The sequence below is a fragment of the Burkholderia reimsis genome, assembly GCF_003294055.1.
In the GTDB taxonomy this organism is placed as follows: Bacteria; Pseudomonadota; Gammaproteobacteria; order Burkholderiales; family Burkholderiaceae; genus Burkholderia; species Burkholderia cepacia.
Genome location: NZ_QMFZ01000053.1, coordinates 22448 through 47856 on the forward strand (window position 1 = coordinate 22448; position 25409 = coordinate 47856).

20 protein-coding genes and 1 tRNA gene are annotated in these 25409 nt (G+C 64.8%); 7 read left to right on the forward strand and 14 right to left on the reverse strand.

The genetic code is table 11. The features are described 5' to 3' along the window. Positions 1-67 precede the first annotated feature (67 nt). Positions 68-1309: a PepSY-associated TM helix domain-containing protein gene (locus DPV79_RS37130; protein ID WP_113047751.1), complete on the reverse strand. Its 1242-nt coding sequence runs from the start codon at positions 1307-1309 to the stop codon at positions 68-70. A gap of 227 nt (positions 1310-1536) precedes the next feature. Here DPV79_RS37130 and DPV79_RS37140 point away from each other — a divergent pair, with 227 nt between their 5' ends. Further along, positions 1537-3660 carry a TonB-dependent siderophore receptor gene (locus DPV79_RS37140; RefSeq protein WP_113047753.1) on the forward strand — a complete coding sequence of 708 codons (2124 nt, stop codon included), beginning with the start codon at positions 1537-1539 and terminating at the stop codon, positions 3658-3660. A 166-nt stretch (positions 3661-3826) separates the two neighbouring features. Here the strand turns inward: DPV79_RS37140 and rpsU are convergent, their stop codons facing one another. Beyond that, on the reverse strand, positions 3827-4039 hold the full coding sequence (gene rpsU, locus DPV79_RS37145; protein WP_006401410.1) for a 30S ribosomal protein S21: 213 nt from the start codon (positions 4037-4039) through the stop codon (positions 3827-3829). Positions 4040-4559: 520 nt separating this feature from the next. Here rpsU and DPV79_RS37150 point away from each other — a divergent pair. The 5 genes from DPV79_RS37150 to vioA all read left to right on the forward strand — a co-directional run bounded on the left by DPV79_RS37150 (position 4560) and on the right by vioA (position 11450). Further along, complete coding sequence (locus tag DPV79_RS37150) at positions 4560-5729, forward strand: flagellin (protein ID WP_113047754.1); 1170 nt, start codon at positions 4560-4562, stop codon at positions 5727-5729. A 132-nt stretch (positions 5730-5861) separates the two neighbouring features. Beyond that, entirely contained in the window at positions 5862-7370 is a 1509-nt protein-coding gene (fliD, locus tag DPV79_RS37155; protein ID WP_059620871.1) for a flagellar filament capping protein FliD, read from the forward strand. A gap of 25 nt (positions 7371-7395) precedes the next feature. Next, positions 7396-7695: a flagellar protein FliT gene (gene fliT, locus DPV79_RS37160; RefSeq protein ID WP_113047755.1), complete on the forward strand. Its 300-nt coding sequence runs from the start codon at positions 7396-7398 to the stop codon at positions 7693-7695. A 244-nt stretch (positions 7696-7939) separates the two neighbouring features. After that, positions 7940-10279, forward strand: a complete 2340-nt coding sequence (locus DPV79_RS37165) for a tetratricopeptide repeat protein (RefSeq protein WP_113047756.1) — start codon at positions 7940-7942, stop codon at positions 10277-10279. A 28-nt stretch (positions 10280-10307) separates the two neighbouring features. Continuing rightward, complete coding sequence (gene vioA, locus DPV79_RS37170; RefSeq protein ID WP_027788660.1) at positions 10308-11450, forward strand: dTDP-4-amino-4,6-dideoxy-D-glucose aminotransferase VioA; 1143 nt, start codon at positions 10308-10310, stop codon at positions 11448-11450. A 10-nt stretch (positions 11451-11460) separates the two neighbouring features. Here vioA and DPV79_RS37175 read toward each other — a convergent pair whose 3' ends face one another. From DPV79_RS37175 to DPV79_RS37200, 7 genes are all read right to left on the reverse strand, one after another. Beyond that, complete coding sequence (locus tag DPV79_RS37175; RefSeq protein WP_113047757.1) at positions 11461-12123, reverse strand: acetyltransferase; 663 nt, start codon at positions 12121-12123, stop codon at positions 11461-11463. A gap of 92 nt (positions 12124-12215) precedes the next feature. Beyond that, a complete protein-coding gene (locus tag DPV79_RS37180) occupies positions 12216-14156 on the reverse strand; it encodes a tetratricopeptide repeat protein (RefSeq protein ID WP_113047758.1) in 1941 nt (646 codons plus the stop codon). A 39-nt stretch (positions 14157-14195) separates the two neighbouring features. Beyond that, the gene (locus DPV79_RS37185) at positions 14196-14939 is read right to left on the reverse strand and encodes an LbetaH domain-containing protein (protein ID WP_113047759.1); all 744 of its coding nucleotides are present in this window, start codon (positions 14937-14939) and stop codon (positions 14196-14198) included. Positions 14940-15360: 421 nt separating this feature from the next. Then, positions 15361-17016, reverse strand: a complete 1656-nt coding sequence (locus DPV79_RS37190; RefSeq protein WP_113047760.1) for a TIGR04222 domain-containing membrane protein — start codon at positions 17014-17016, stop codon at positions 15361-15363. 149 nt (positions 17017-17165) lie between these two features. Continuing rightward, a complete protein-coding gene (locus tag DPV79_RS37195; protein WP_021161135.1) occupies positions 17166-17495 on the reverse strand; it encodes a helix-turn-helix domain-containing protein in 330 nt (109 codons plus the stop codon). Continuing rightward, complete coding sequence (locus tag DPV79_RS42345) at positions 17492-17761, reverse strand: hypothetical protein (protein WP_133295761.1); 270 nt, start codon at positions 17759-17761, stop codon at positions 17492-17494. The genes DPV79_RS37195 and DPV79_RS42345 overlap by 4 nt, the downstream gene beginning before the upstream one ends. Continuing rightward, positions 17732-17825 (reverse strand) — tRNA-OTHER (locus DPV79_RS37200). Before DPV79_RS37200 ends, DPV79_RS42345 begins: the two co-directional genes overlap by 30 nt. Before the next feature lie 86 nt (positions 17826-17911). Here DPV79_RS37200 and DPV79_RS37205 point away from each other — a divergent pair. Then, positions 17912-19051, forward strand: a complete 1140-nt coding sequence (locus tag DPV79_RS37205; protein ID WP_113047761.1) for a tyrosine-type recombinase/integrase — start codon at positions 17912-17914, stop codon at positions 19049-19051. An 89-nt stretch (positions 19052-19140) separates the two neighbouring features. On the opposite strand, the gene DPV79_RS37210 is transcribed toward DPV79_RS37205, so the two are convergent. The 5 genes from DPV79_RS37210 to DPV79_RS37230 form a co-directional block, all read right to left on the reverse strand. Continuing rightward, on the reverse strand, positions 19141-19572 hold the full coding sequence (locus tag DPV79_RS37210; RefSeq protein ID WP_244321870.1) for a hypothetical protein: 432 nt from the start codon (positions 19570-19572) through the stop codon (positions 19141-19143). Between the two features lie 58 nt (positions 19573-19630). Beyond that, positions 19631-21295, reverse strand: coding sequence for a zinc-ribbon domain-containing protein (locus DPV79_RS43510; RefSeq protein WP_244321871.1), 1665 nt, complete (start codon positions 21293-21295; stop codon positions 19631-19633). A 92-nt stretch (positions 21296-21387) separates the two neighbouring features. After that, on the reverse strand, positions 21388-23112 hold the full coding sequence (locus DPV79_RS37220) for a hypothetical protein (RefSeq protein ID WP_113047764.1): 1725 nt from the start codon (positions 23110-23112) through the stop codon (positions 21388-21390). 13 nt (positions 23113-23125) lie between these two features. Next, positions 23126-24835 carry a molecular chaperone HscC gene (locus DPV79_RS37225; protein WP_113047765.1) on the reverse strand — a complete coding sequence of 570 codons (1710 nt, stop codon included), beginning with the start codon at positions 24833-24835 and terminating at the stop codon, positions 23126-23128. A gap of 209 nt (positions 24836-25044) precedes the next feature. Further along, a partial coding sequence (locus tag DPV79_RS37230; RefSeq protein ID WP_165843581.1) for a GNA1162 family protein occupies positions 25045-25409 on the reverse strand: 365 nt, incomplete at its 5' end.

Consider the following 25409-nt stretch of genomic DNA (forward strand, 5'->3'; position numbering starts at 1 on the left):
TTATGCCGGCAATTCCGGTCAGGCCGCCGGCTGCCCCCTCACGAAACGATGCTCAACGCGCAACCGCTCACCTGGCGGCGCGCGACGGTGCCGGCGCCGGCGCAATCGCCCGCGCACTGCGTGCGGCCCGCACGCGCGCGCTGCGCTTCTTCACCCAGATGCAGATGCCCGTCACGCTCAGCATCGCGATGACGATCCCGAGCACGCTCACCGCGGCGCGGCCCGCGACGCCGGCGATCCGCCCCGAGTGCAGCGGAAACTGCGCCTGCATGAACAGGTCGCCGGCCGAGCCACGGCCCGGCACCTGGGTGGCGACAGGCTTGCCGGTCACGGCATCCCAGTAGAGCCACGCGTTGCCGAGCCCGACGTCGCCGTGCTCGTTGCCGGGCGTGAAGAACCCGACCGCGTAGGCATTCATCGCCGGCGCGAACAGCAGCGCGCCGGGCGGCGCGGCGATCCCCGCGTCGCGCCCGGCCGCGCGCGCGATCTCGACGATCCGCTCGCGCGGCAGCATCGTGCTGCCCGGCGGCGCGGGCGGGAAGTGTTCGGGGTTCGTGTACGGCGTCTCGGCGAGCGGCGACACCAGCGATACCAGCGGCCGCACGACCGGCACGGCGAGATTCATCGAGATCGACGTGACCGCGACGACCAGCAGCAGCCCCCACACCCACACGCCGCCCGAGCGGTGCAGGTCGAACACCAGCGGATAGCCGCCGCGCCGCACGCGGAACGCGAACGACTTGCGCCAGCTTTTCAGGTTCGGAAACGCGAGCACGAGCGCGATCAGGCTGTCGATCGCCCACACGATGCCGACGACGCCCATCACCCAGAACCCGAAATTGATCCCGCCATACACCGGCAGGAACAGCGAGTAATGCAGCCGGTAGATGAACGGCATCAGGTCGAGCCGCGCGAGCGACAGCGCGCCCCATTCGCGGCGCCCCTGCACCGCGCCGGTCGCGGGATCGACGGCGATCTGGCTGAAGTCGAGCGCATACGGCTGGCCGGTCGCCGGATCGGTGCGCGGCATCACGCCGGCCTGCAGCGTGTGTCCCGGTTCGATCGCGAGCGGCAGATAAGTCACCTGCACGCGCGGGTCGGCGGCCTCGATACGCGCCGCGAGCGCGAGCGGATCAAGCGGCGCCGCATCGCTGCGTGCGGCGTAGAAGTCCGGGTTCAGCAGCGCGTCGAGCTCGTGGTCCCACGCGATCAATGCGCCGGTCAGCCCCGCGACGAACAGGAACAGCGCGATCGCGAGGCCGAACCAGCGATGCAGGCGGACGAGAAACGGTCGCAGGAACGCGTTCATCGCCCACCCGGCAAAGGGAAAGCGGGCCGGCACGAGCGGCCCCGGATCAACGGAATGCAGGTCATTTGAGGTCACGCGCCGCGCACGAGCGGTGCCGGCCGTCGCTGGCGAGGCTGGATGCCCTTGCACGCGGCATGGAATTGTTGCGCGTTCGACAGGTTTTGATACGATGCGCGACATTTTATCGCAATGCGAATGATTCTTACTTGCATTTTTACTTATCCACGATGACCGTCAGCCTCGCCCGCCCTCCTGTCCGTCCACGTCGCGTGGCCGCCGCCCTTGCCTGCGTTGCCGCGTCGCTCGCGCACGCGGACGATTCGCCCGGCGGCGCCACGGTGCTGCCTGCCGTCAACGTCACGGCTGCGCACGACTCGCCGCAGCACCTGACCGACACGGTCTCCACCGGCGCGCTCGGCACGCGCCGCCAGCTCGACACGCCGTTCTCGACGACGATCGTCACGTCGGAGGAACTCGAGGCACGCCAGCCGTACAAGCTCGGCGACGTGTTCGCGAACGACGCGTCGGTGTCCGACAACAGCGGCGCGTACAGCGCGTGGGCCAGCTACATGACCGTGCGCGGCATGCAGCTCGACTGGCAGAACGGCTACAAGATCGACGGGCTGCCGTTCGTCACGTACGGGATCACGATGCCGTACGAGCAGCTCGATCGCGTCGAGTTGCTGAAGGGGCTCGGCGGTTTCCTGTACGGCTTCGTGACGCCCGGCGGCGTCGTCAACTACGTGACGAAGCAGCCTGGTGCCGAACCCGTGCGCAGCGTCGACGTCGGCTACCGGAGCACCAATGTATGGACCGAGCACGTCGATCTCGGCCAGCGCTTCGGGCCGGACGGCAGGTTCGGCGCGCGGCTGAACGCGACGCACGAGGAAGGCAAGACGTACAACGACGGCAACATCCGCCGCGACAGCGTATCGCTCGCGCTGCAGGCGAACCTGACGCGCGACCTGTCGGTGAATGTCGGCGCGCTGTACCAGGATCGCCGCACGACGGGCCAGACGCCGTCGATCTTCACCGGCAGCTATCCGGGCGGCGTGCTGCCCGCGACGATCAGCGGCGGCACGACGAACCTCGGCGGCAGGGACCAGTACCTGAACACGAACCTGCAGCTCTATACGGCCGGGCTGCAGTACCAGCTCGCGCCCGACTGGCAGCTCGACGTCGCGTACAGCTACAGCAAGGCGACGCGCCGCCGCAACGAAAGCACGCTGTACCTGCAGGATGCGGCCGGCAACTACACCGACAGCCGCTACGTCGGGATGGAGGATCATCGCTTCAGCCAGTGGCGCGCGATGGTCGAGGGCAAGGTACGCACCGGCCCGTTCAGCCACCAGATCGTGATCGGCGCGTCGTGGCAGAAGCAGGCGAACGACTATTCGGCGAACAGCGTGTTCGTGCCGCTCGGCGCCGGCAACCTGTATGCGCCGAATCCTTACCGCTACGACAGCCCGCACGGCTTCATCCAGTACCGCACGAGCGAGATCGTGCAGAAATCGCTGTTCGCGAGCGATACCGTGCAGCTCACGGAGCGCTGGTCGGTGCTCGCCGGCGCGCGCTACATGAACTACGAGCAGCGCTCGTTCCAGGCGAGTGGCGCCGAGGATCCCGGCTATCGCCAGAACGGCGTGGTGACGCCGACGTTCGCGGTGGTGTTCAGGCTCGCGCCGACGACCACCGCGTACGCGAGCTACGCCGAATCGCTCGAGCCCGGCAGCCGCGTGAACGACGTCTACGCGAACGCCGGCCAGGTGCTCAAGCCGCTGCGCAGCAAGCAGTACGAACTGGGGATCAAGAGCGAGCACGCGCGCTGGAGCGCGACGGCCGCGTTGTTCCGCATCGAGCGCAGCGCCGAATATGCGAACGCGGCGAACGTCTACGTGCAGGACGGCGAATCGGTCATTCAGGGGATCGAGTTCGGTGCGCGCGCGAAATTCGGCGCGCGCTGGAACGCGGGCGTCGACGCGATGCTGCTCGACGCGTGGTACGCGAACGGGATCGGCAACAACGGCAACCGCGTCGCGGGCGCACCGCGTTTCGTGCTCGCCGGCGACATCGGCTATGCGGTGCCCGGCGTGCCGGGGCTGACGCTCGGCGTCGATGCGAAATTCACCGGCGCGACGCCGCTGCGCGCGGCCGGCGGCCTCGACGCCCCGGGCTTTCTCGTCGTCAATGCGGGGGCGCGTTACCTGACGCGGATCGGCCGCCACGACGTGACGCTGCGTGCGTCGATCGACAACGTGCTGAACCGCCGTTACTGGGAATACCAGTACGCGGACTACGTGAAGCCGGGCGACCCGCGCACGGTGAGCCTGAGCGCGAAGCTCGACTTCTGAACGCCGCGCCGGCGACCGCAAGCCGTCGGCTGCCGGCATGGCCGCACCGCGGCGGCCTCGGGATTTTCCCCGGGGCTCGAAAAATTCCGGGCCCCCAAAAGCAAAACGGCGGAGCGGCTTCTTTCGAAGCTCGCTCCGCCGTTTCGCGGCGAACCGTCAGACGCTCTTAGTGGAGCTTCTTCGGCAGCATCTGGCTGCGCAGGCGCTTGTGCAGGCGCTTGACGGCTGCTGCCTTCTTGCGCTTGCGGACTGCGGTCGGCTTTTCGTAGGACTGGCGTTCGCGCAGTTCAGCGATCAGGCCATTTTTTTCGATAGCACGGCGAAAGCGGCGAATCGCCACTTCGAACGGCTCGTTTTCTTTCAGAAGAATCGTCGTCATGTCGTTCCTAAATTGCTTAAACGGTCAAAAACGTAGCGGCCAAGCGCCACGCACCGGCCATCCGAGCGTCCCCACAAACAGGCGAAACGAGCGGAAATACGGCCTCGGAGGCCGGAAAAGAGAGGCGGAAAGCACCGCGAGTACGCTTCACAAGCCGCGTGCAGCGCCGCGTTTGACTGCCAGCAGACACGCCGAAAACGGCAGAGGCTTGACAGAAATCTCAATTCAGCCCGCCATCATAGCAGGGAATCACAGACAAAACCACCCTTTTGTCGATTGCGTGTGCACAGGCGAACGACTGCGTGGCGAGACCGCTCTCGGGCCCCTTCCATCCGGCATCGCGCCGGATCGGTCCGAAATGACAAAGAAGGATAAAAAATCGGGCCGAATCTCAACGCGCCCCTCAAGTTTTGTTTTGGTGCGCCGAAATCCTGCTCTGAGGCGGCCAGCAATGAACGAGTGCTTCCGCCGACGCCAAAACGGCTTTCCAGGGCTTTCGGCTTACACAGGAGATTTTTCCATGCTCGGAATTAACAGCAACATCAACTCGCTGGTTGCACAGCAGAACCTCAACGGCTCGCAAAACGCCCTGTCCCAGGCAATCACCCGCCTGTCGTCGGGCAAGCGCATCAACAGCGCGGCAGACGACGCAGCAGGCCTCGCGATCTCGACCCGGATGCAGACCCAGATCAACGGTCTGAACCAGGGCGTGTCGAACGCGAACGACGGCGTGTCGATGATTCAAACGGCATCGAGCGCACTGTCGTCGCTGACGAACAGCCTGCAACGTATCCGCCAGCTGGCCGTCCAGGCGTCGACGGGCACGATGTCCACGACCGACCAGGCAGCACTGCAACAGGAAGTCGCGCAGCAGATCCAGGAAGTGAACCGTATCGCGTCGCAAACGACGTACAACGGCACGAACATCCTGAACGGCAACGCAGGCATCGTGTCGTTCCAGGTTGGCGCGAACGTCGGTCAGACGATCACGCTGGACCTGAGCCAAAGCATGTCGGCAGCACAGATCGGCGGCGGTCTGGTGCAGAAGGGCCAGACGGTCGGCACGGTGACGGGCCTGAGCCTCGACAGCGGCGGCGCGTACACGACGGCGGCGGCGGCTGTAACGGTCACCGCGATCAACGTGCTGTCGGACGGCAAGGGTGGCTACACGTTCACCGACCAGAACGGCGGCGCCATCTCGCAAACCTATGCCCAGTCCGTGTTCGGCACTAACGCAACGGGCGGCACGGGTGCGGCAGTCGGCACTCTGACGCTCCAAACGAGCGCAACCAGCGTCGGCGGCGCCAGCATGTCGGCAGCGGCGCTCACCGCGGCCACGAACGCAGTTGCGCAGATCAACGCCGTCAACAAGAATGCAACCGTGTCTGCCCTCGACATCAGCACCGTCAGCGGTGCGAACGTCGCGATGGTGTCGATCGACAACGCGCTGCAGACGGTGAACAACGTTCAGGCACAGCTCGGTGCGGCACAAAACCGCTTCACGGCAATCGCCACGGCGCAGCAGGCAGAATCGACCGACCTGTCGTCGGCACAGTCGCAGATCACCGACGCGAACTTCGCGCAGGAAACCGCGAACATGTCGAAGAACCAGGTGCTGCAACAAGCTGGCATCTCGGTGCTCGCACAGGCAAACTCGCTGCCGCAGCAGGTCCTGAAGCTCCTGCAGTAATCGCGTAGCAACCCACGGCCGGGCCCCGCGTAACGCGCGGCCCGGCCGTAGTCACTTGGCGCGCGGGGCCTTGCCCCGCCGCCAGGTCCTTATCCAGAATTTCACGGACTACCCGCCGCACGGAGCACTACGATGTCGACGATCAATCCCGCCGTCACCGCCGCCAACAGCTCGGCCAACAGCGCGCTGCAACAGGCTGCCCAATCGATCATCAGCGGATCGACCGGCAACTCGTCGATGGACGTCAACTCGCTCGTGACGGCGCTCGTCAATGCGAAGACCGCCGGCCAGACCGCCGCGCTCAGCGCGCAGCAGGCCAGCGACAACACCCAGATTTCCGCGTACGGCGCCCTTTCGGCGGCGCTGAGCGCACTCCAGGCCGGCGTCACGACACTGTCGAACGGCTCGCTGCAAAACACCTTCACCGCCACCGCGAGCGGCACCGGCCTGACCGCGACCGCGGGCGCCGGCGCCGTCGCCGGCAGCTATTCGGTCGGCGTCACGCAGATCGCGACGTCGCAGTCGCTGTCGTCGGCCGCGTTCGGTGCGTCGACGGCGCTCGGCACCGGCACGATGACGCTGTCGCTCGGCAGCAAGTCGTTCACGGTCAACGTGGGCAGCAACAACAACACGCTGTCCGGCATCGCCGCCGCGATCAACAACACGACCGGCAACCCGGGCATCGTCGCGTCCGTCGTCAACGGCAGCGACGGCGCGCACCTCGTACTCAGCTCGACGCCGACCGGCGCGGCGAATGCGATCAGCGTCGCGGTCAGCAACGTGACCGGCGACAACGGCCTCTCCAGCCTCGGCGTCACGTCGACGGCCAGCACGACGGGCGGCCAGTCGTCCATTGCGTCCGCCAACAGCAGCGCCGCCTGGAAGCAAAGCACCGCCGCGCAGGACGCCGCCTTCACGATCAACGGCATCGCCGCGACGAGCGCGAGCAACACCGTGACGGGCGCGATCACCGGCGTCACGCTGAACTTGACCTCGGCCGCCGTCAGCGGCACGCAGCCGCAAACGCTGACGGTCGCCACCGACACGAAGACGCAAGCGTCGGCGATCAACAACTTCGTGACGCTCTACAACACGCTCGTCACGACGATGGGCTCGCTGTCGAGCTTCACGGCCGGCGCGTCGTCGCAAGGCCCGCTGCTCGGAGACTCGACGCTGAACACGATCCGCAACGCACTCGCGTCGGTCGTCGCGGGCGGCGTGAGCAGCAACGGCTCGACGGTCAACCTCGCGTCGATCGGCGTCACGCTGCAGGCCGACGGCACGCTGCAGGTCGACAGCACCGCGCTCAACTCCGCGCTGCAGAACAACCCGACCGGCGTCGCGTCGCTGTTCAACTCGACGAACGGGATCGGCCAGCAGCTGACGAAGGACATCACGAACTACACGCAGACGGGCGGGCTGATCGCCGCACGCACGACCGCGCTCAACAACGACCTGAAAAGCGTCGCCACGCAGCAGACGAACCTGTCGAACTACGTCGCGCAGCTGACCAGCCAGTACCAGGCGCAATTCACCGCGCTCAACACGCTGATGGCGACGATGAACAGCAACTCGCAGTACCTGACGCAGCTGTTCGGCGGCACGAACAGTGCCGGCGCGCTGTCGAGCAACAAGAGCTGACCGCCGGCCGGACAGGAGAGCCACGATGGAACAGACCGAACTGATCGCCCAGCTCGACGCGCTCACCGACGCGATCGAACATGCGGCCGCGATGGCCGACTGGATCGAGGCGGCGCGCCTCGTCGACCTGCGCGAGCCGCTCGTTACGTCGCTCGCGGCCGATCAGCCGCCGGCCGGCATCGCCGCGATCCGCCGGATTCAGGCCAGCAACGCGCGCATCTTCGCCGACGCGCAACGCGCGCAGCAGGAGCTGACCAACGAATACCAGGCGGCGATGGGCCGCGTGCAGGCCGTCGGCCAGTACCAGAGCATCGCGAGCCGTTAAATCGCGCCACGCGGCGCCCGACACGCGCGCGCCGCCAACCTGACAACAAGAACTACGCGCTGATGTGAGGGCGTGCTCGTTCGCCTCCGCCCGCCTCGTGCGGGCGTTTTTTTGGGGTGCCGCCCGGCCCCGCGGCGGCCCGTTCAATCGGCCAAACTGACCGGGCTTTTACCGTCATCTCGCGGCATCGGCGCAGCGGCACGCTACCCATAATGGTATCGACCGACTTTCCGCAGATTCCATCATGCTCTCGCTCGACCTGTCCGCCTCCGCCACGCTTACGCCCGAACAGCAGCTTGCGCAGGACATTGCGCTCGTCATGGGCAACGCGCTCGAGCGCCATCGCAGCGGCGCGTTCGACGACGCCCGGGCGCTGTACGAGGCCATCCTCGACGCGATGCCCGCGCATGGGGATGCGCATTACAACCTCGCGGTGCTGCTGGCCGATATGGGCCAGGCGGCTGATGCGGTACCGCATTTCGAAGCCGCCCTCGGCGCAAGCCCGGACAACGGCTACTACTGGGTCAGCTACATTCACGCGCTGCATCGCAGCGGGCAGACGGCCGCCGCGTGGATCGCGGTCGAAATCGCGCAACAACGCGGCGTGCACGGGCCCGCGCTGAACAGCCTGATCGCCCAGTTGGCGTCACCCGATATCGTGCTCGCAACTGCAGCGGTCGCGACCGCCCCAAGCGGAATCGACGCGGCGATCGTCCTGGAAACCGCGGCCGGGCGGAGCGACTCCGGCAAGTCTGCCCGCCGCCCCAATCAGACGCTGCTGCAAAAGCACGCAGCGCTGTTCGCCAAGAACAGGCACGCTGAAGCCACCGCGCTTGCGCGGAAACTGGTCGCCGACTACCCGGAAGACGGCGCATGCTGGCGCGCGCTGTCCGCATCGCTTCACCGGGAAGGCCGCTTCGCGGAGATGATCGAGGCAGGCTTTCGCACGGTCGAACTGCTGCCGGATGAAGTCCTCGTGCGCATCCTGCTCGCGGATACGCTACGGGCGATGAACCGTCTCTCGGAAGCCGACGAGCAGTGCACGCGCCTGTACCAGCTTCAGCCCGATCACCAGGAGGCCATGCGGATTCGCGGTCTCGTGCTGTTCGCGCTGCGCCGCACGGATGAAGCGCTCGCGGCCTGTCGGCGCGCGGTCGAACTCGCGCCCGGTGCGGCCGCGCCGTGCGGCACGCTCGGCTTCGTGCTGCTCGAACTGGGTGCAACGCAGGAAGCGATAGGCTGGCTGAGGCGCGCGATCGAAATCAACCCGACCGACAGCGTCACTCACAGCAGCATGCTGTTCAGTATCGCGCACAGCACCGAATTCGATCCGCAGGCACTCGTGGCGGAGCACCGCAAGTTCGGCAAGCGCTACGACAATCAAAAGCGCAAGCGCGCGGCCGTGTTCTCGAACCCGCGCGATCCGGCGCGTAAGCTGCAGGTCGGCTTCGTGTCGGGCGACCTGTTCAGCCACGCGGTCGCCTCCTACGCGGTGCCCGTGATCGAGCATCTCGCGGCCGACCCCGGCATTGCGATGCACTTCTATCATAATCACTTCGAGGAAGATCACACGTCGGAACGCTTCAAGGCCCACGCGACGACCTGGCGCAACGTCGCCGGCATGAGCGACTCGGCCTTCCTCGAACGCGTGCGCAACGACGGCATCGACATCGTGATCGACCTGTCGGGCCATACCGGCCGCAACCGGCTCGTTGCGCTGGCGCAGCGCGCCGCGCCGGTTCAGGCGTCGTGGATCGGCTATCCGGCCACGACCGGCCTCGCCGCGATGGACTACTACCTGACGGACCGCTTCGTCGCGCCGCATGGCGCATTCGACGACCAGTTCGTCGAGCAGCTCGTGCGGCTGCCCGCGATCGCGCCGTTCATGCCTGCGCCGAACTGCCCGCCCGTCAACGTGCTGCCGGCGCTGCACAACGGCTATACGACGTACGCCAGCTTCAACCGCCTGAACAAGCTGAGCCCGCACGTGATCGAGGTGTGGGCACGCGTGCTGCACGCGGACCCGACCGCGCGCATGGCGCTCGGCGCACTCGACAACGACCGCGACCAGCAGACGCTGGCCGAATGGTTCGCGGCCGCGGGCATCGACGCCAACCGCCTGACGTTCCACCGGCGCTCGAACATTCCCGTCTACATGCAGCAGCATCACGGCGTCGACCTCTGTCTCGACGCGTTCCCCTACACCGGTTCGACGACCACGCTGAACGCGCTGTGGATGGGTGTACCGACCGTGACGATCCCCGGCGCGACGATGGCCGGGCGCGGCAGCGCGGGCTGGCTGCAGCACGTCGGGCTCGACGCGTACATCGCGACGGACGAGGACGACTTCGTCGCGAGGGCGCTGGCGCTCGGCCGCGACACCGCCGCGCTGCAGGCGCTTCGCGCCGGCCTGCGCGCGCGCTGCGGAGAGTCCGCCGCGTTCCGGCCGGCTGTCGTCGCGGCCGGGCTGTCGTCGGCGCTGCGCACGATGTGGACCCGCTGGTGCGCGGGCGAACCCGCGACCGCATTCGACACGCCGCTGTTCGACGACATGACCACCGCACAGGCCGCGGCAGAGGCCTGAACCTCACGTCAGATCGAGAGAGACCATCATGACCGCCAGCCTGCCCGCGTCGTCCGTCGCGCAACTGCCGCACGAACGCATCTACGTCACGCAGCCGCACCTGCCGCCGCTCGACGAATTCCTGCCGTACCTGGAGAAGATCTGGGAGAGCCGCACGCTGACCAACGGCGGCCCGTTCCACCAGCAGTTCGAGCGCGCGCTGTGCGAGTATCTCGGCGTGCCGCACCTGTCGCTGTTCGCGAACGGCACGCTCGCGCTCGTCACCGCGCTGCAGGCGCTGCGCATCAACGGCGAAGTGATCACGACGCCGTATTCGTTCGTCGCCACCGCGCATTCGCTGCTGTGGAACGGCATCAAGCCGGTATTCGTCGACGTCACGCCCGGCACGCTCAACCTGGACCCTGCGCGCATCGAGGCGGCGATCACGCCGCAAACGACCGCGATCATGCCCGTGCACTGCTACGGCAATCCGTGCGACGTCGACGCAATCCAGAAGATCGCCGACAACTACAACCTGCGCGTGATCTATGACGCCGCGCATGCGTTCGGTGTGCAGAACACCACCGGCAGCGTGCTCACCCACGGCGATCTGTCGGTGCTGAGCTTCCACGCGACGAAGGTGTTCAACACGTTCGAAGGCGGCGCGATCATCTGCCCCGACGCGAAGACCAAGCAACGGATCGACCACCTGAAGAACTTCGGTTTCGTCGACGAAGTCACGGTCGTCGCGCCCGGCATCAACGGCAAGATGAGCGAAATCAACGCCGCGTTCGGGATGCTGCAGTTGCAGCACATCGACGGCGCACTCGCGCGCCGCCGCGAAATCGACACGCTGTACCGCACGCTGCTCGCCGACGTGCGCGGCATCCGCTGCGTGCCGCTCGGCGGCCAGACCGTCGCGAACCACGCGTATTTCGCGATCCTCGTCGACGAAGACTATCCGCTCGATCGCGACGGGCTGTACCGGAAGCTGCGCGACTACGACGTGTACGCGCGCCGCTACTTCCATCCGCTGATTTCGGAATTCCCGATGTACCGCGGGCTGCCGTCCGCCAACCGCGACAACCTGCCCGTCGCGACCGAGGCCGCGCGCAAGGTGCTGTGCCTGCCGATCTACCCGGCGCTCACCGACGACATGGTCCGCCGTATCGTCGAGCTGATCGCGCGCTGACGCGCGACGCCTACAGGTAACGCTCGCCGGCCGCGCGCGCGCGGATCCGGCGGGCCGGGTTGCCGTACACGACGGTGTACGGCTCGACGTCGTGCAGCACGACCGCGCCCGCGCCCACGACGCCGTGCTCGCCCACCGCGATCCGGTGCCGCAGCATCGCGCCGAGGCCGATCGCCGCGCCGCGGCCGATCCGGCAGTTGCCGCCCGTGACGACGCCTGGCGCGAGACTCGAGAAATCCTCCATCGTGCCGTCGTGATCGAGCGACGCGTTCGTGTTGACGATGCACCCGTTGCCGATCGCGCAGCACGGATTGATCACCGCGCCGGCCATCACGACCGTACCCGCGCCGATCGCAGACGCCTTGCCGATGCGTGCGGCCGGATGCACCGCCGACACGCACGGCAGGCACGGCACGAGCGCCGCGAGAGCGGCCGTCACGTTCTCGCGCGCGTGGTTGTCGCCGATGGCGACCAGCAGCCCGGCGATGCCGTGCGCGTCGACCAGATCCGGCAGGTCGCGTTCGGCGCCCAGTACCGCGTAGCCGAGGGTCTCCTCGCCGCGGGGCCGGAACGAATCGATCAGCCCGGCGATCCGGTACCGGCCAGCCTGTTCGACGATGTCGATCACGACCTTGGCGTGACCGGACGAGCCGACGATGACGATGTTTTCCACAAGGGCCTCGATTGATCTGAAAGCAGGGGCGGCCTTGCCGCGTTCCCCGCAGTATGCCGCGTCGCCGCACTCGCGCGGCGCGCGCCGTCACGTCAGACGACCTGCGCCGTCTCGTCCGCCGTCACGCGACCCGCTGCGAAATGCGCGGCAAACGCCGCCCGCACGCGCTCGGCCATCTGGATCCAGCTCTCGTCGCGCCCGCGCCGGAACAGCCGCACCGTGCCCGGATACCACGGCGAATCGTCGCGGCCGTGCATCCAGCGCCAGTCCACGTCCTGATTCGGCAGCAGCACCCAGCAAGGCTTGCCGAGCGACGCGGCCAGATGCGCGGTGGACGTGTCGACGCACACCACGAGATCGAGTTGCGCGACGATCGCGGCCGTATCCGCGAAATCGTCGAGCTCCGAGCCCAGGTGCAGCAGCGGCAGGCCGCCCGGCGGCTGACGCGCCTCGTCCTCGCCCTGCCCTTTCTGCAGGCTCACGAAATTCACACCCGGCACGCTCCATAGCGGCGTCAGCAACGCAAGCGACGGCAGCGAGCGGTGCGCGTCGTTGCGATGCTTCGGGTTACCTTTCCACACGAGCCCGACGCGCGGGCCGGCCGGCAATACATCGAGGCGTGCGCGCCAGCGCGCGACGCTGGCCGGATCGGGCGCGAGCCGCACCGGTGGCGGGATCGTGTCGAGTGTCGTGCCCGTGTGCATCGGCGCGCTCAGCAAACTCGTCCAGTAATCGAACTGCGCGGCTTGCGCCATCGCCGTCTCGTGATCGAGCACCGCGTCGACGCCGTCGACCGTCGCCATCAGCCGATGCAGCGCGGGCTGACACGCGAACACCACGCGCGCCGCGTGCCGCGCCCGAAATTCCGCGAAATAGCGGCTGAACTGCAGCATGTCGCCCAGGCCGTCTTCCTGCCAGACGAGCAGCGTCTTGCCGGCGAGCGGCTCGCCCTGCCACTGCGCGCACCGCAGCACCTCGCGGGTCCGGCGGTGCACGAACGCCGTTTGTTCGTAGCGTGATTCGTAGCGCCGCCAGCCTTCTTCGAACCGGCCCAGGCCGAGCAACAGCGTCGCCAGGCCGAAACGCGCATCGCCATAGTCCGCACGCAGTTCGAGCGCGCGGCGGTACGCGCGTTCGGCGTCGTCGTGGCGGCCGGTGTGCGCGAACGTGGTGCCGAGGTTGTAATGCACTTCGGCCATGTCCGGAGCGAGCGACAGCGCGTCGGCGAACACGGCCATCGCTTCGTCGTGGCGCCCCTGCGCGCGCAGGACGCAGCCGAGATTGTTGTGCGGCTGCGGCAGGCCGGGACGGCAACGGATCGCGTCGCGATAGGCCGCTTCGGCTTCCGGCAGGCGATCGAGGTTCTGCAGCGCGACGCCGAGGTTGTAGTGCGCCTCCGGGTGATCCGGGCACAGCACGAGCGCCTGGCGGCTGGCGGCTTCCGCTTCCGGCAACCGCTGCATGTCGACGAGGATCGCGCCGAGATTGGCGTGCGCGAGCACGGAGTCCGCACGCACGGTAATCGCGAGCCGGTAGGCGAGTTCCGCTTCGGCGTGGCGGCCGAGCACACGCAACAGGTTGCCGAGATCGGTCAGCACGTCGGCCGACTGCGGCTCGATCAGCAGCGCCTGCCCGAATGCCTGTTCCGCTTCATCGAGCCGGCCGAGCGCTTCGAGCACCTTGCCGAAGCGGTGATGGTGCGACGCCCGCAACGGCGTGACGGACGCAAGCTGCCGGCGCAGGAGTGCCTCGGCATCGGGCAGGCGCCCTTGCGACACGAGCAGCGCGCCGAGGCCGTCGCAGGCCGGCTCGAACGCCGGCATCGCGTCGATCGCGCGCCGCCACCATGCTTCCGCGTCGGCCAGCCGGTTCAGGCCGAGCGCGCAGACGGCCGCGATGTGCAGCGCCGCGACTGCCGACGCCGGCCGGTCGAGCAGGGGCGCGACGAGCGACAGTGCGTCGGCGAATTGTCCGTTCTGGCACAGGGTCGCCGCGTGTTGAACCAGCGCGGATTCGTCGGAAGCAGGGGTCATGTCATGCGGCGCCGCGCGGCGCGCGGCGCGAACGGATGGTCAGACGGACGCAGGCACGGCGGCCGGTTGGCCCGGCTGGCTGACGGCCCGGTCCCTGGCTTCCTGGAGCGCTGCGAGCGTGTCGAGTGCGCGCCCTTCGTCGGCGGTGAGATCGACCAGAAATGCGTCGTTGTTCTGCTTGATCCAGTCGAGCGGCATGTCCCACCACGCGAGCTGCAGCAGTCGTTCGCGCACTTTTTCCGTGAAGCGGAAGCGAATCAGACGGGCCGGCGAGCCGGCATAGATGCCGTACGCCTCGGTGCGGAAATTGGGCGGGATGACGGCCCGCGCGCCGATCACGCATCCGCTCTCGATCTGGCTGCCACCGAGAAACAGCGCTTCGTCGCCGATCCAGACGTCGTTGTGGATCACGGTGTCCGCGTATTGCGGTATCGGCGGACTCTCGAGGCCGTTACCATAGACGCTGAAAGGGCTCGTGGAAATGGTCCGGATCTCGTGCTGGCCATTCAACAGGAATCGCAGACGCATTCCGCCTGCCACGTGCTTGCCGATCACGAGTTTCTGAACGTCCCGATCGTACTTTGCGATCGAACCCACACCGATCGACGAGCACCGGCCGATATGAAACGTACCGACCTGCGCCTCTTCATCGACCCAGGTGCGGAAAAAATTGTTCGGAATCGCCGAAAAGGCGCCATCCCGGTAGCCGAGCACGATGAAATGCTTCGCCCACGGATGGTCAGGCAGCACGCCAATACAATCGTCGGAGGTCGTAACGTTCATTCGCGGTCGCAAGTGTGCCGTTGCGGCGGCTCGATGCCGGGCCGCTCGATACGGCGGTGGAAAACGTCGCGGCACATCGGCCACGAGCATGGACGATGCAGTATAGAAAGCCGGCGACGGCAACCGACAACGAATAAGAACGGCGTTCTGGCTTCTGTTCCGGAGATAGGGGCTGGTGGGGTCTCGCGTCCGTGGCCCGGATGCGCCGCGCGTGGGCGTGGAATTGCCGTCGCCGGCCGATGACGGGTGCGTGCATCATTCGGCGCTCGGGCATTGGCGCCCGGTTTTCCTTCGTGATGCTCACACGTCGGCGGAGGCGCCGCTTCGATCCGGCCAGCACGTTCCGTCACCGGAGCCGGCCGCCGTGGCGATGTGCTGCCGCCGCCTTCACCAACGGTGTGCGCCGCTCACTCTCCCGCACTCAATTACTCGACGAACACCCGCCGCAACTACTCGAACTGCACGAGCTGGAACTGCACGAACTCGACGAACTGCAGCTCGACGACGAGCAACTGCTGTCCGATGCATCGAACGCACTGCCGCTGCCCGCTTTCAGCGCGGCGAGCGACGACATCCGCGACGCGGTCTGCACGGTTTGCGAATACACCGACCAAGCGGTGCCGGCCAGCGCACCCGCACCGAACAGCGCGGCAGTCCACAGCAACGGGTCCGTCTCGTCGCGTTCGCGGTCCTGCGCCTGCTGCGCTGCGTGCGCATCGGGTTGCGAGGATTGCGGGCGCTGCGGATTTCGCGCGGCACGCGGATCGTGCGCGATCCGGCGCGCAAGCAGCGCGGCCCGCCCGGCAGCCGTCGCCCCACCGCGCCCGAAACCGGTCAGCCGCCGCACGACGATCCGGTACGCGACCGCGAACACCACCATGCAGACCGCGAGCAGCAACACGGGTCGCCCGCGGCTCAGGCCGATCGCGAGTTTGGCGGCCCCCGTGCCCAGTACGATCAGCACGATCGCACGCGCGGCCAGGCGCGACGCGCGCATCTCGCCGGGTGCCCACAGCCAGCCTTGTGCGCGCATTCCATCGACGACCTCCTGCGCATACCCGGCGAGTCGCTTGCGAAACACGTCGTAGCTCACGGTGCCGGACGGCTGCTCCTTGAGCCACGCGCAGTGGTCGTCATGACGCCCCGCACGTTCCATGTCGGCGATCTGCACGCAGCCACCCTGCCCGGGTGCGGTCCACAGGTCGACCGCACCCGCCTGCGCGAGCGACATCGTCACGACCTCGGCGACCCGTGCTTCGCCGCCGGTGAGATAGGCGACTTCGTCGGTGCTCAGGTCGGCCGACGCCTTGCGCGTACGCCCGCCCCAGCGTCGACAGCGGAACTCGATTGCCTGAAGCACGACGATCAACAACAACGCGACGACGCACGCAGGCACATAGAACGCGAGAAACTGTGGCCCCGCGTAGTTCAACACGTTGAAGTCCTGCGCCGATGCGCAGGTCGCCGCGACGCTCGCGGCGGCGGCCGGCCACGCGAGTTTCGGCAGCCGGTCGCGCCAGGTTCTGCGCGACTGCACGGCGGCCGGCGAATTCGCGTCCCCCGCCCCGTTCGCGGCCGACGGTTCCGGGAGCGGCGATCCGGATGTGGCACGCAAGTCGGCTGGCCGCGGCCAGATCGACTCCGGCGGCTCGCAGCCGAACAGCCGGCGATAGCTGTCCAGCGTGTCGCGATAACGCTGCGCGTACACGGCGGCCTCGTCCGGCGCGCCCGTGCCGGGCATGTGATGCAGCCGCGCGCGCAGCACGCCGGCGCAGAAGACGTCCCAGTATTCGAGCGTGTATTGCAGGTGGAAATGCCATGCGGCATCGACCGCGACCGACGGCGTGACCGGGTGTCCGGCCGCCTGCGCGAGAAACGCGAAGCGCTTGTATTCGTCGATCACGGCCAGCGCGTGCGCATGCGACCAGCCTTCGGCTTCGGCAAGACGCCGGCTGTACGGCAGCGGCGCGTTCGGGTCGTCAGGGGAATACGCGTGCAGACGCGCGAGCAACGCGTGCTGCGCATCGGTCAGCGCGCGGGCATCGACTGCGGTCGAGGTAGACGGAATGGCAGCCATCGGGAGTCGGCGCGATGCGCGGACGGCCGCCGCGATCGACGCTTGGAGTTGTCGTTGCGGGGGATTCTCGCACATCGGCGAGGCGGCGCGACGGCGTGCCGGCCGCCTGCATGCGGGGCGCTCGCCGCGTTGCGCCGCGGGTCGGAACGTCAGAAATCGAGCTGCGCGATCGTGATGTCGAGCGCGGCCGCGACCTTCTTGCGCATCGACTTGCGCAGCTTCCCGCGCTTTTCCTGTTTGGCGTAGTCCGAGCGACTGATGCCGATCCGCCGCGCGACCTCGGCCCGCGTCAGGCCGAGATGCTCACGCCACGCACGCGCGGGCGAGCTTCCGTCGAACACGACGCGCGTCACGAGCTCGTGCGGAATCAGGTCGCGTGCGGCGCACCGCTGCGCGACATAGTCCGCGTACGGAATCACGACGAAGGCTGGCGCGCCGTCCGGGCCGTTGATGATCTGGACTGGGAGGGATTTGGTCATGCGGTGATCGCGGCGCCGGCTTCCGGGCGGCTGTTCGTCGTTTCGGTCGACATGCTCAGTCGGTGTTTCAGGCGGGCTTCGGGTGCGTCGAACGACATCGGTGCAAGGTTTCGCTCGGTCGGATGCGTGCGTTCGGAAACCGCCACGCTGATGGCAGGCCGAAATATTACTGCAAGCGGGGAAATGGTGATGCGGATGAGACGGCGAAACCGCCGAACGCCTGAACAGGCATGTTTTGGCGCGCCCGGCTGGGATCGAACCAGCAACCCCTGCCTTCGGAGGGCAGGATTCGAGATCCACATCCATCCACAGACATCCAAATACAAGCGCAATACCCTGATTTTAATGAAATATACGTTTATTGCCATCCGGCGATGTCCAGCCTATAATTTCCGTACCATTTCCGTACGAAAACCATGGCCACCTCTATCACCAGCAAGACCGCACGCGACAAATTGCCCCCGCGCCGCGAACCGTACTTTGCTCGGGTCCAATCCGGTCTCTACGTCGGATTCCGCAAACTTGCCGAGGGTGACGGGACATGGATTGCTCGCAGACGCAATGAAGCAGGCAAACAAGAATACAAGGCGCTCGGAACCCTCCCGAACTTCGACGACGCGGTAAAAGCCACCCTCGAATGGTCGAAAGCTGTCGACGCCGGGGTATCGACCAAGGCCACTACCATCAAGAATGCTTGCGAGCACTACGTCAAGCATCTCGGGTTGCACAAAGGTGCCTCCAGTAAATCGGACGCCGAAGGCCGCTTCAAACGGTTGATCTACGACAACAAGATTGGTCGCATCGATCTATCAAAGCTGCGTACCTCGCACGTGAAGGACTGGCTCGCCGAGCAAATCAGCGAGATCGAGGAGTCCGCCGAGGACGAAGATGACCTCCGGCGTGCTAAGGACTCGGCTAACCGCAACCTCGCATCGTTGAAAGCAGCCCTGAATCTTGCACTACACGACCGTCTCGTTGCGACAGACGCGGGATGGAAAACCGTCACAAAATTCAAAGACGTCGGACGTCGTAGACAGTCGTTCCTTCCCTCTGAGCAACGAAGTGCATTAATTGCAGCCTGCGGCGAAGATCTCCGGCAACTGGTCAAAGCCATGCTATTCACCGCAGCTCGCCCAGGCGAACTCGCACGTACCAGTGTCAAGCATTTTGATCGCCAGCAAGGTACGCTCGTTCTCGATGGGAAAACCGGACATCGCATCGTCTCGTTGTCATCTATGGCAATCCACTTCTTCGAGGAGCAGGTCAAGGGAAAGATCGCCAACGCCCCCATCTTCTCGACCGAGTATGGCCAGCCATGGAACAAGGATTTATGGAAGAAGCCATTTAAAGACGCCGTCAAAGCCGCACAGCTTCCTTCGACCGTTGTTATGTACTCGCTTCGCCACACGGCAATCAGCGAAATGATCGCGAGCGGCATAGACAGCTTCGAAGTCGCCCGGATGGCAGGAACATCAACGGAGATGATCGACAAGCACTACGGACATCTCCGGCACGACAGGATGCGCGCAAAGCTCGATGCCATTGCTATTCTGTAAGTTTGGGCCACTGGAAGTCGCGAGCCAATATAGCCCGGACGCTTTCATGCCGCAGGCTACTCTTGGCTCGAATCATACCCTGCTCCCCATCATGCCAGCGGAATCGGCGAGCGCCCCGTTCCCGTCACAAATCGCTGCAACTGATCCCACGCCGTAAGATAGCGGTACTTCGGCACCGCTGCCAGTTGTGCGTCATGCACGACTAGAAGCCGCTCCACGTCAGCGGCTTCGTTCTCGTGAAGCATCCACGGCTCCTCGCGCTCTGCTCGTGCAATACAGGCATCTAGTACGGCCTCCGCTCGACGGTACAACTCCAAACCCACACCGGAGGCTGTCTCGTTACGCAGGTAGAACGCCAAGTAAACGACTCGCAACAGACAAGTGACCTGATCGCAATCTCCGTTTCCCGAGCAAATCACAGCCAGAGCCATATGGTTCTCCAGCGACAACGACCGCACCTTTTCAGTCGACAACGGCAACAACATCTCTTTCGTCAGCCCGGCGCGTCCACCACGTCGCATCGTACTTTTTCCCACTTGCCTACCCTTTCATATTGTCCGAACTGATCAGCTCACCCGATCACTCCCTGCCCTCGTAATCCCACCTCAGACGCTTCTTCGGGTCCTTCGTCATTTCAAGAAACGCGCAATTGGGACACCAACGTCCCTTGTTTTTGACGTTCGCCGGTGACGACTGCCAGACATGCCCACGATGGCACTGCCAGGTCAGTTTCACATGTGCGCCTTGGTATTCGTCGGACAGGCACAGCCCGCCGCGCTCCCTCGCAATTGCCTGCATGGTTTCGAGCGTAAGACGTCGCGCAAGACCCGCACATTTCGGACACCAATGCCCGGTCACCACCATTTGTCCAGACGCCTTCCATCGATGGCCTTTCGCACATTCGAACGGGTAATGATCCCGACTACGCGTGTACTGCGCAGCCAAGCACCGGCCACCATGCTGTAAAGCAATCGCCTGCAATCTCGCAAGCCCATCGGCCAAAACATTGCATTCTGCCGATTTCACTCGTCCGCATTCCGGACACCATTTACCCCTACGGATCAACTCGCCAGTTGTCTCCCACTCGTGCCCTTCGGCACAGCGGAGGCGGTAACGTTTCAATAATCCGCTGAACGGTCCATTGAGGAGCACGCCACGGCGATCGGTGATAGTCGCCAGCCAACGTGCTTCAATCTCGTCTGCATCGCATGCCTCACAACGAGCTTGCTCGCCTCGGTACAGTAGCGCCATTGCATTGCGAGTAAATCGATGGCCTTTCTCGCATTCGAATTCATACCGCTCGTTGTAGCCGGCCCAGGTGCCAGAGAGACATCGCCAACCCAGTGCCGTAACAGTGGCGTGCAATCGCTCAAACGCTACCGCCCCCGCTTCGTCGAATCGACATGCCGTACACCATGTCCCGCCCAATATTGCGCCGGCAAAGCTTTGCCACTCATGGCCGGTTGCGCAACGAAACCTGTATCGTGACATCAGACCGGTATAGGTTTCGCTCAGACAAATGCCGCCTCTTGACGCTGCTGCTGCTTGCAATCGCTGTAGGCCATCGGATCTGCGCTGTTGTTCGGCACTTTCCTTTCTCGCGCACGCTGGACACCAATGACCGTCTAAAACAAGCCCGCCTTTGGTCTGCCAGCGGTGACCGCGCGAGCATTCCATTTCGTAGCGTGCCGCCCTACCCACATATTCCGTCGCGAGACAGCGACCGCCTTTGCTCCGTGCCGCTGCTTGCAGGCGGGCGAGCCCCTCCTGATCCAATAGGCGTGCTGAGTTGGCTTCGGCCACGCAACGGCGGCACCAGCGGCCGGCGACGATATGCTCGCCCAACGCCTCCCATTCGTGCCCCTTTGCACAGCGCAGCCGATAGCGCCTGACTACGGTCGTGAATTCGCCCTCTACAAGTTCGCCTCCGCGCTCCTGAACTATTGCCATCCATCGATCACGCAGCGCTTCGCATTTGCATTCGGGACACGCGGTCGCATTTTTATACAGAATGGAAGTTGCGCGCCGCTCAAACTTGTGCCCTTTTGAACACATGAAAACGTAGCGAGCGTCCGCACCGACCCATTCCGACGCCATTAACGTAAGGCCGGCTGCCTTTGCAGTATTCGCGACCTGTTGGAACGCCTGTTCACCCGTACGCGCCATATCTGAATAAGGTACCGTTTCGTCGAAACCATCGAACATCGAGCCAACCGAAGCAACTTGCTCACGGGTCAACCACACGACGCGTCACGACTCAAAGTGCTGTCGTCGTGCATCACCTGAAACCGCTCCACGCAGGAACAGTGACGCTCCAATCCGCTCCCCTTTCTCGACTATCCGGGTAGAGCATGCCTCTTTCTCAAAATGTCCTGGACAATCCAGAAACCCATCACGCATAGCACGACAAACGCCGCGAATGATGCTTGTGTAAATACCACTGCAAACCAAAGGATAAATCCGTAGCCCCGGAACATAGACGGGAAAATTTCCGTCAATTGCCCCCAACGCATGCTCCCAAGCACGCCCCCAACCACGACAAGTAGCGCATAGGCACTCCAAGTCGGCCCGACCCACGCAGTACCCGCATCCGCTAGATCCGGCGCGACGAGCAATATCGCCGTTACAGCTGCCCCAACAAGCCACGCCGCCACCGCCACGTGATGCGTGCGCGGCCAGCGCCCTATGATCCCGCGCAACTCGTCCTGGACAAAGCCGCTGAACATCGCATACAACGCGCCTTGCGCGATCGGCAACTGCCACGGACCACCAGCGACGTGGACGAAATAGCTGTAGAAGCCAAAACCTCCCGCTGCGTAGGCAGTAACGATCAGCAACCCTCTCAGGCGAGGCCAGCCATGTACAGCTACCGCCCATGCGGACGAAATCGATAGTGATCCCAACGCCGCCGCCGTGACGATACTGCCTTGCTGGTCGGCATAGCCGGCGCATGCCGCCGCAACCCACAACCCGATCCATCCATATCGCGCACCAAGATTTTCCTGTGCGATGCGCTTCGAGCGTGACGATAAGGGTGACGAACCGAACACGGCGATGCCGTAGACGAGCATAGTCAGGAGCGCGACCAGTGCGACGACTACCCATTCGCGCCCGCTCCACGCCCTGTGGCCGCCGTCCGAATGCGCGACCGACAAGCCTTTGGCCAACAGCACGCCGCACCAGACGCCGAGCAACGGCACCATCGTACCCAGTCGGCCCCATTTCGCCCGATACGCGCACGCGCGCTCCCAGAATGCGATCTGTTCGCTGTCGAATCTGAGAAGCCGAGCATTGGTGGAGGACGTCTGTAACGAGAAGAGCAGTGCCTGCATCGCGCGAAGGCGGGCGCCATCAATCAGCCGAAACAGCGCTTTCGCCATACCCGGATGCGGTCGATCGAGGAGATCGACCGACAATGGGAAACGCCGTTCGAGGTCGCGGTATTCGTCGTCGGCGAAGACTCTCGCCAATGCCTGTCGCGCCACGAAGACATTCCTTTGCATCAAATGTTCCGATTGCTCGCGCCAATTCAGAACCGCAGCGATGTCGCCTCGACAACCGTCCGGAATATCATCGCGCAGACAGTACAGCAATGCGCGCCATTCGAGCTCGTCACGCAGTGCGATGCTGATCACTGACGCAAACAGTTCCGTGATCGAACGCCGCGAGGTCACGTTATCAGGCTCCGCCGCGAACTCGCTCCAGATTCTCGTCGCTTCGGCAGCCGCATCAGGCGTGTCCACCGGCGGGGGCGATTCCGCTCGATCGGGCGTTTCGACACCGCCGCCCCGCGATGTTTCACTCTCCTTGTGGCCGACTTCGGTCCGGTCGAGTTGCGCCTGCAAATCCGCGCCATCGGCCTCGACCACGGTGAGCGTGATCTCCTGCGCCGCATGACGGGCGAGCATCAACGCATGTTCATACGCGCTACGTAACGCCTGAAACTGCTCGGGATTCTCGTCGGCGCGCCGTTGCTTCAACACTCGTGCATAGGCTCGCCGTACGGCCCGCTCATCGGAATCCGATTCAATCTCAAGCACGCTCCAAGGCCATTGATTCATGTGCGCTCTCGGCTCAGTAGGTGGATTGAGCGTCAATTTGATCGAGCAGCGCGCCCAGTTCCCTCCGTACACGCGGAATCTCGTCGGATGCCTGGCGTTCGAGCACTGCCTGAAATCGCGCGATATGCGCCGCGAGAAAGCGACGCGGTTCGCCCAACAATTCCTCGTAAATGCGATCCGCCCGCGCCAGCAGAGTTCGATTTTCGATTTGATCTCGAGGATGGACCTTCAGCGCCGCCAACGCGGCCACACAGCGCGCAATCTCCTCCCGTGTCATCACGCCCGGATTCTCTTCAATAACGATTGTCCGCGTAACACCACTTGGGAACGCCGTCGCTTGCACTTCCAGTACGCCACTGACGTCGTATGTGAAGCGAATATCCGCGCCCGCCTCGCCCGCCGGCTTGAGCGGCATTTCAAGCTTCAGCTCGCCGAGGGCAATATTGTCGCGAGTCAACCGCGCTTCGCCCTGAAATACTCTGATGTTCAGATACTGTTGCCGGTCGCGAATCGTGGTCACTCGCTGCTCGCGGCTGACCGGCACGATCGTGTTGCGCTCGATGATCGGCACGAAATGCCCACCCGCATAACTATCGGCACCCACCTGAATTGCCGCATCGATCCCGAGACTATAGGGGGCGACATCGGTCATTACCATTTCGTCGAGCGCTGCATGACGACCGACGAGTCCAGCCTGCACGGCGGCCCCAAGCGCGACGACTTCGTCCGGGTTCAAGTGACCGGCCGGCAAGCGACCAAACATCCGCGACACAAGCTTGCGAACCGCAGGCATGCGGGTCGCGCCGCCGACCAGGATAATCTCGTCGAGTTGGCCGAGCGGAATCTTCGCGTCGCGAAGGGCTCGCTCAACCGGTTTGCGCAGCTTATCCAGCAATGGTTCAAAAGTGCGATCGAGATCATCGGCATTCAACTCGACAACGTGTTCGACATCGCCGACTCGCAGTTCCAGCGTGATGCGATCATTGTCGTTCTGCGTCAGCCGCCGCTTCCCAGCTTCCACCTGACGCCACAATCGCTGCGCGTCGGCCGACGAAAGATCACTCAACGCGAAACCCCGTTGGCGACAGAACAGCTCACATAGTGCGTGGGTGAAGTCATCGCCGCCGAGGAAGTTGTCACCCGTGCTGGCCCGCACCTCCATCACACCTTCGAAGAAATCGAGAACTGACACATCGAAGGTTCCGCCGCCCAAATCGAAGATCAGGAATTTCCGCTCCGCGTCGCGCTGATGTACGCTGTATGCAAGCGCAGCGGCGGTCGGTTCATTGATCAAACGCAACACATTGAGGCCTGCGAGCTCGCCGGCAATCCGGGTCGCCTTGCGTTGCGCATCGTTGAAATAGGCCGGAACAGCGATCACGGCGTCCGAGACGGGCTCATTCAACCAGGCCTCGGCATCCGCCTTAAGCGACTTCAGAACCAGCGACGACAGCTCTTCTGGCCGAAAGAGACGATCGACCAGGTGCAGTTTCCGTTCCGTACCCATGTAGCGCTTAAAGCTCGCAGCAGTACACTCCGGATGCGTGGTGCGGCGTTCGAGCGCGGGCCGGCCGACCAATATCGCCCCATCCGCGTCGATCGACACACACGATGGCGTGAGGCGTTCTCCGAGCGCGTTCGGAATCAATTCGGCACCGTCGTCACGCCAAACAGCGACTAGGCTATTCGTCGTGCCCAGGTCAATTCCAACGATATGAGACATATTGCGGTTCCCCGAACTCCGGTAGGTCGTCCTTTCAACGACGCCTTGATTACTCGATTTTTACTTCGCCGATCGCGAACTCGGTGCGCATCAAGCGCAAGCGCCTGCACGCCGGATCGCTGCCCGGCGCCTGCGTATCCAGTTCCCTCACGCTGATTCTGATGAGGAGCTCACACACCGCCGTGTGAGCTCACACCAGGAAGATGCTCTCAGTCCGTTCCGTGCTTCGGCGATCTCGGACCATACAGCAAGCCGTTCGGCGGCCCAGCGGACAGGAGTCGATTGCTCGTCAGCGCAGCAACAGCATGGCCTTCATCAGACAACGAATGCGCGACCTGCTTGACAGCGGCCTGGACCAGCACGCCGACGATCCCGAATGCGCCCACGTTGACGTTATTACCCATTTCCTTGCCGGTCGCTCGCCCGTTGCCCTGCCACAGTACATCACCGCTCTTCAGATCAACGAGCTTTGCCGATGCCGCAACCACAGTCGTGCTGTCGATGATCTGATAAACGGAGCCATACTGCGTCACCTTGGAGTAAAGCGCCGCATCCGCTCCAAAGATCTCGCGCA

Coding starts and splice junctions, on each gene's coding strand:
- DPV79_RS37130 (WP_113047751.1), bottom strand. CDS start 1,309: ATGAACGCGTTCCTGCGACCGTTTCTCGTCCGCCTGCATCGCTGGTTC.
- DPV79_RS37140 (WP_113047753.1), top strand. CDS start 1,537: ATGACCGTCAGCCTCGCCCGCCCTCCTGTCCGTCCACGTCGCGTGGCC.
- rpsU (WP_006401410.1), bottom strand. CDS start 4,039: ATGACGACGATTCTTCTGAAAGAAAACGAGCCGTTCGAAGTGGCGATT.
- DPV79_RS37150 (WP_113047754.1), top strand. CDS start 4,560: ATGCTCGGAATTAACAGCAACATCAACTCGCTGGTTGCACAGCAGAAC.
- fliD (WP_059620871.1), top strand. CDS start 5,862: ATGTCGACGATCAATCCCGCCGTCACCGCCGCCAACAGCTCGGCCAAC.
- fliT (WP_113047755.1), top strand. CDS start 7,396: ATGGAACAGACCGAACTGATCGCCCAGCTCGACGCGCTCACCGACGCG.
- DPV79_RS37165 (WP_113047756.1), top strand. CDS start 7,940: ATGCTCTCGCTCGACCTGTCCGCCTCCGCCACGCTTACGCCCGAACAG.
- vioA (WP_027788660.1), top strand. CDS start 10,308: ATGACCGCCAGCCTGCCCGCGTCGTCCGTCGCGCAACTGCCGCACGAA.
- DPV79_RS37180 (WP_113047758.1), bottom strand. CDS start 14,156: ATGACCCCTGCTTCCGACGAATCCGCGCTGGTTCAACACGCGGCGACC.
- DPV79_RS37185 (WP_113047759.1), bottom strand. CDS start 14,939: ATGAACGTTACGACCTCCGACGATTGTATTGGCGTGCTGCCTGACCAT.
- DPV79_RS37190 (WP_113047760.1), bottom strand. CDS start 17,016: ATGGCTGCCATTCCGTCTACCTCGACCGCAGTCGATGCCCGCGCGCTG.
- DPV79_RS37195 (WP_021161135.1), bottom strand. CDS start 17,495: ATGACCAAATCCCTCCCAGTCCAGATCATCAACGGCCCGGACGGCGCG.
- DPV79_RS37205 (WP_113047761.1), top strand. CDS start 17,912: ATGGCCACCTCTATCACCAGCAAGACCGCACGCGACAAATTGCCCCCG.
- DPV79_RS37210 (WP_244321870.1), bottom strand. CDS start 19,572: ATGCGACGTGGTGGACGCGCCGGGCTGACGAAAGAGATGTTGTTGCCG.
- DPV79_RS37220 (WP_113047764.1), bottom strand. CDS start 23,112: ATGAATCAATGGCCTTGGAGCGTGCTTGAGATTGAATCGGATTCCGAT.
- DPV79_RS37225 (WP_113047765.1), bottom strand. CDS start 24,835: ATGTCTCATATCGTTGGAATTGACCTGGGCACGACGAATAGCCTAGTC.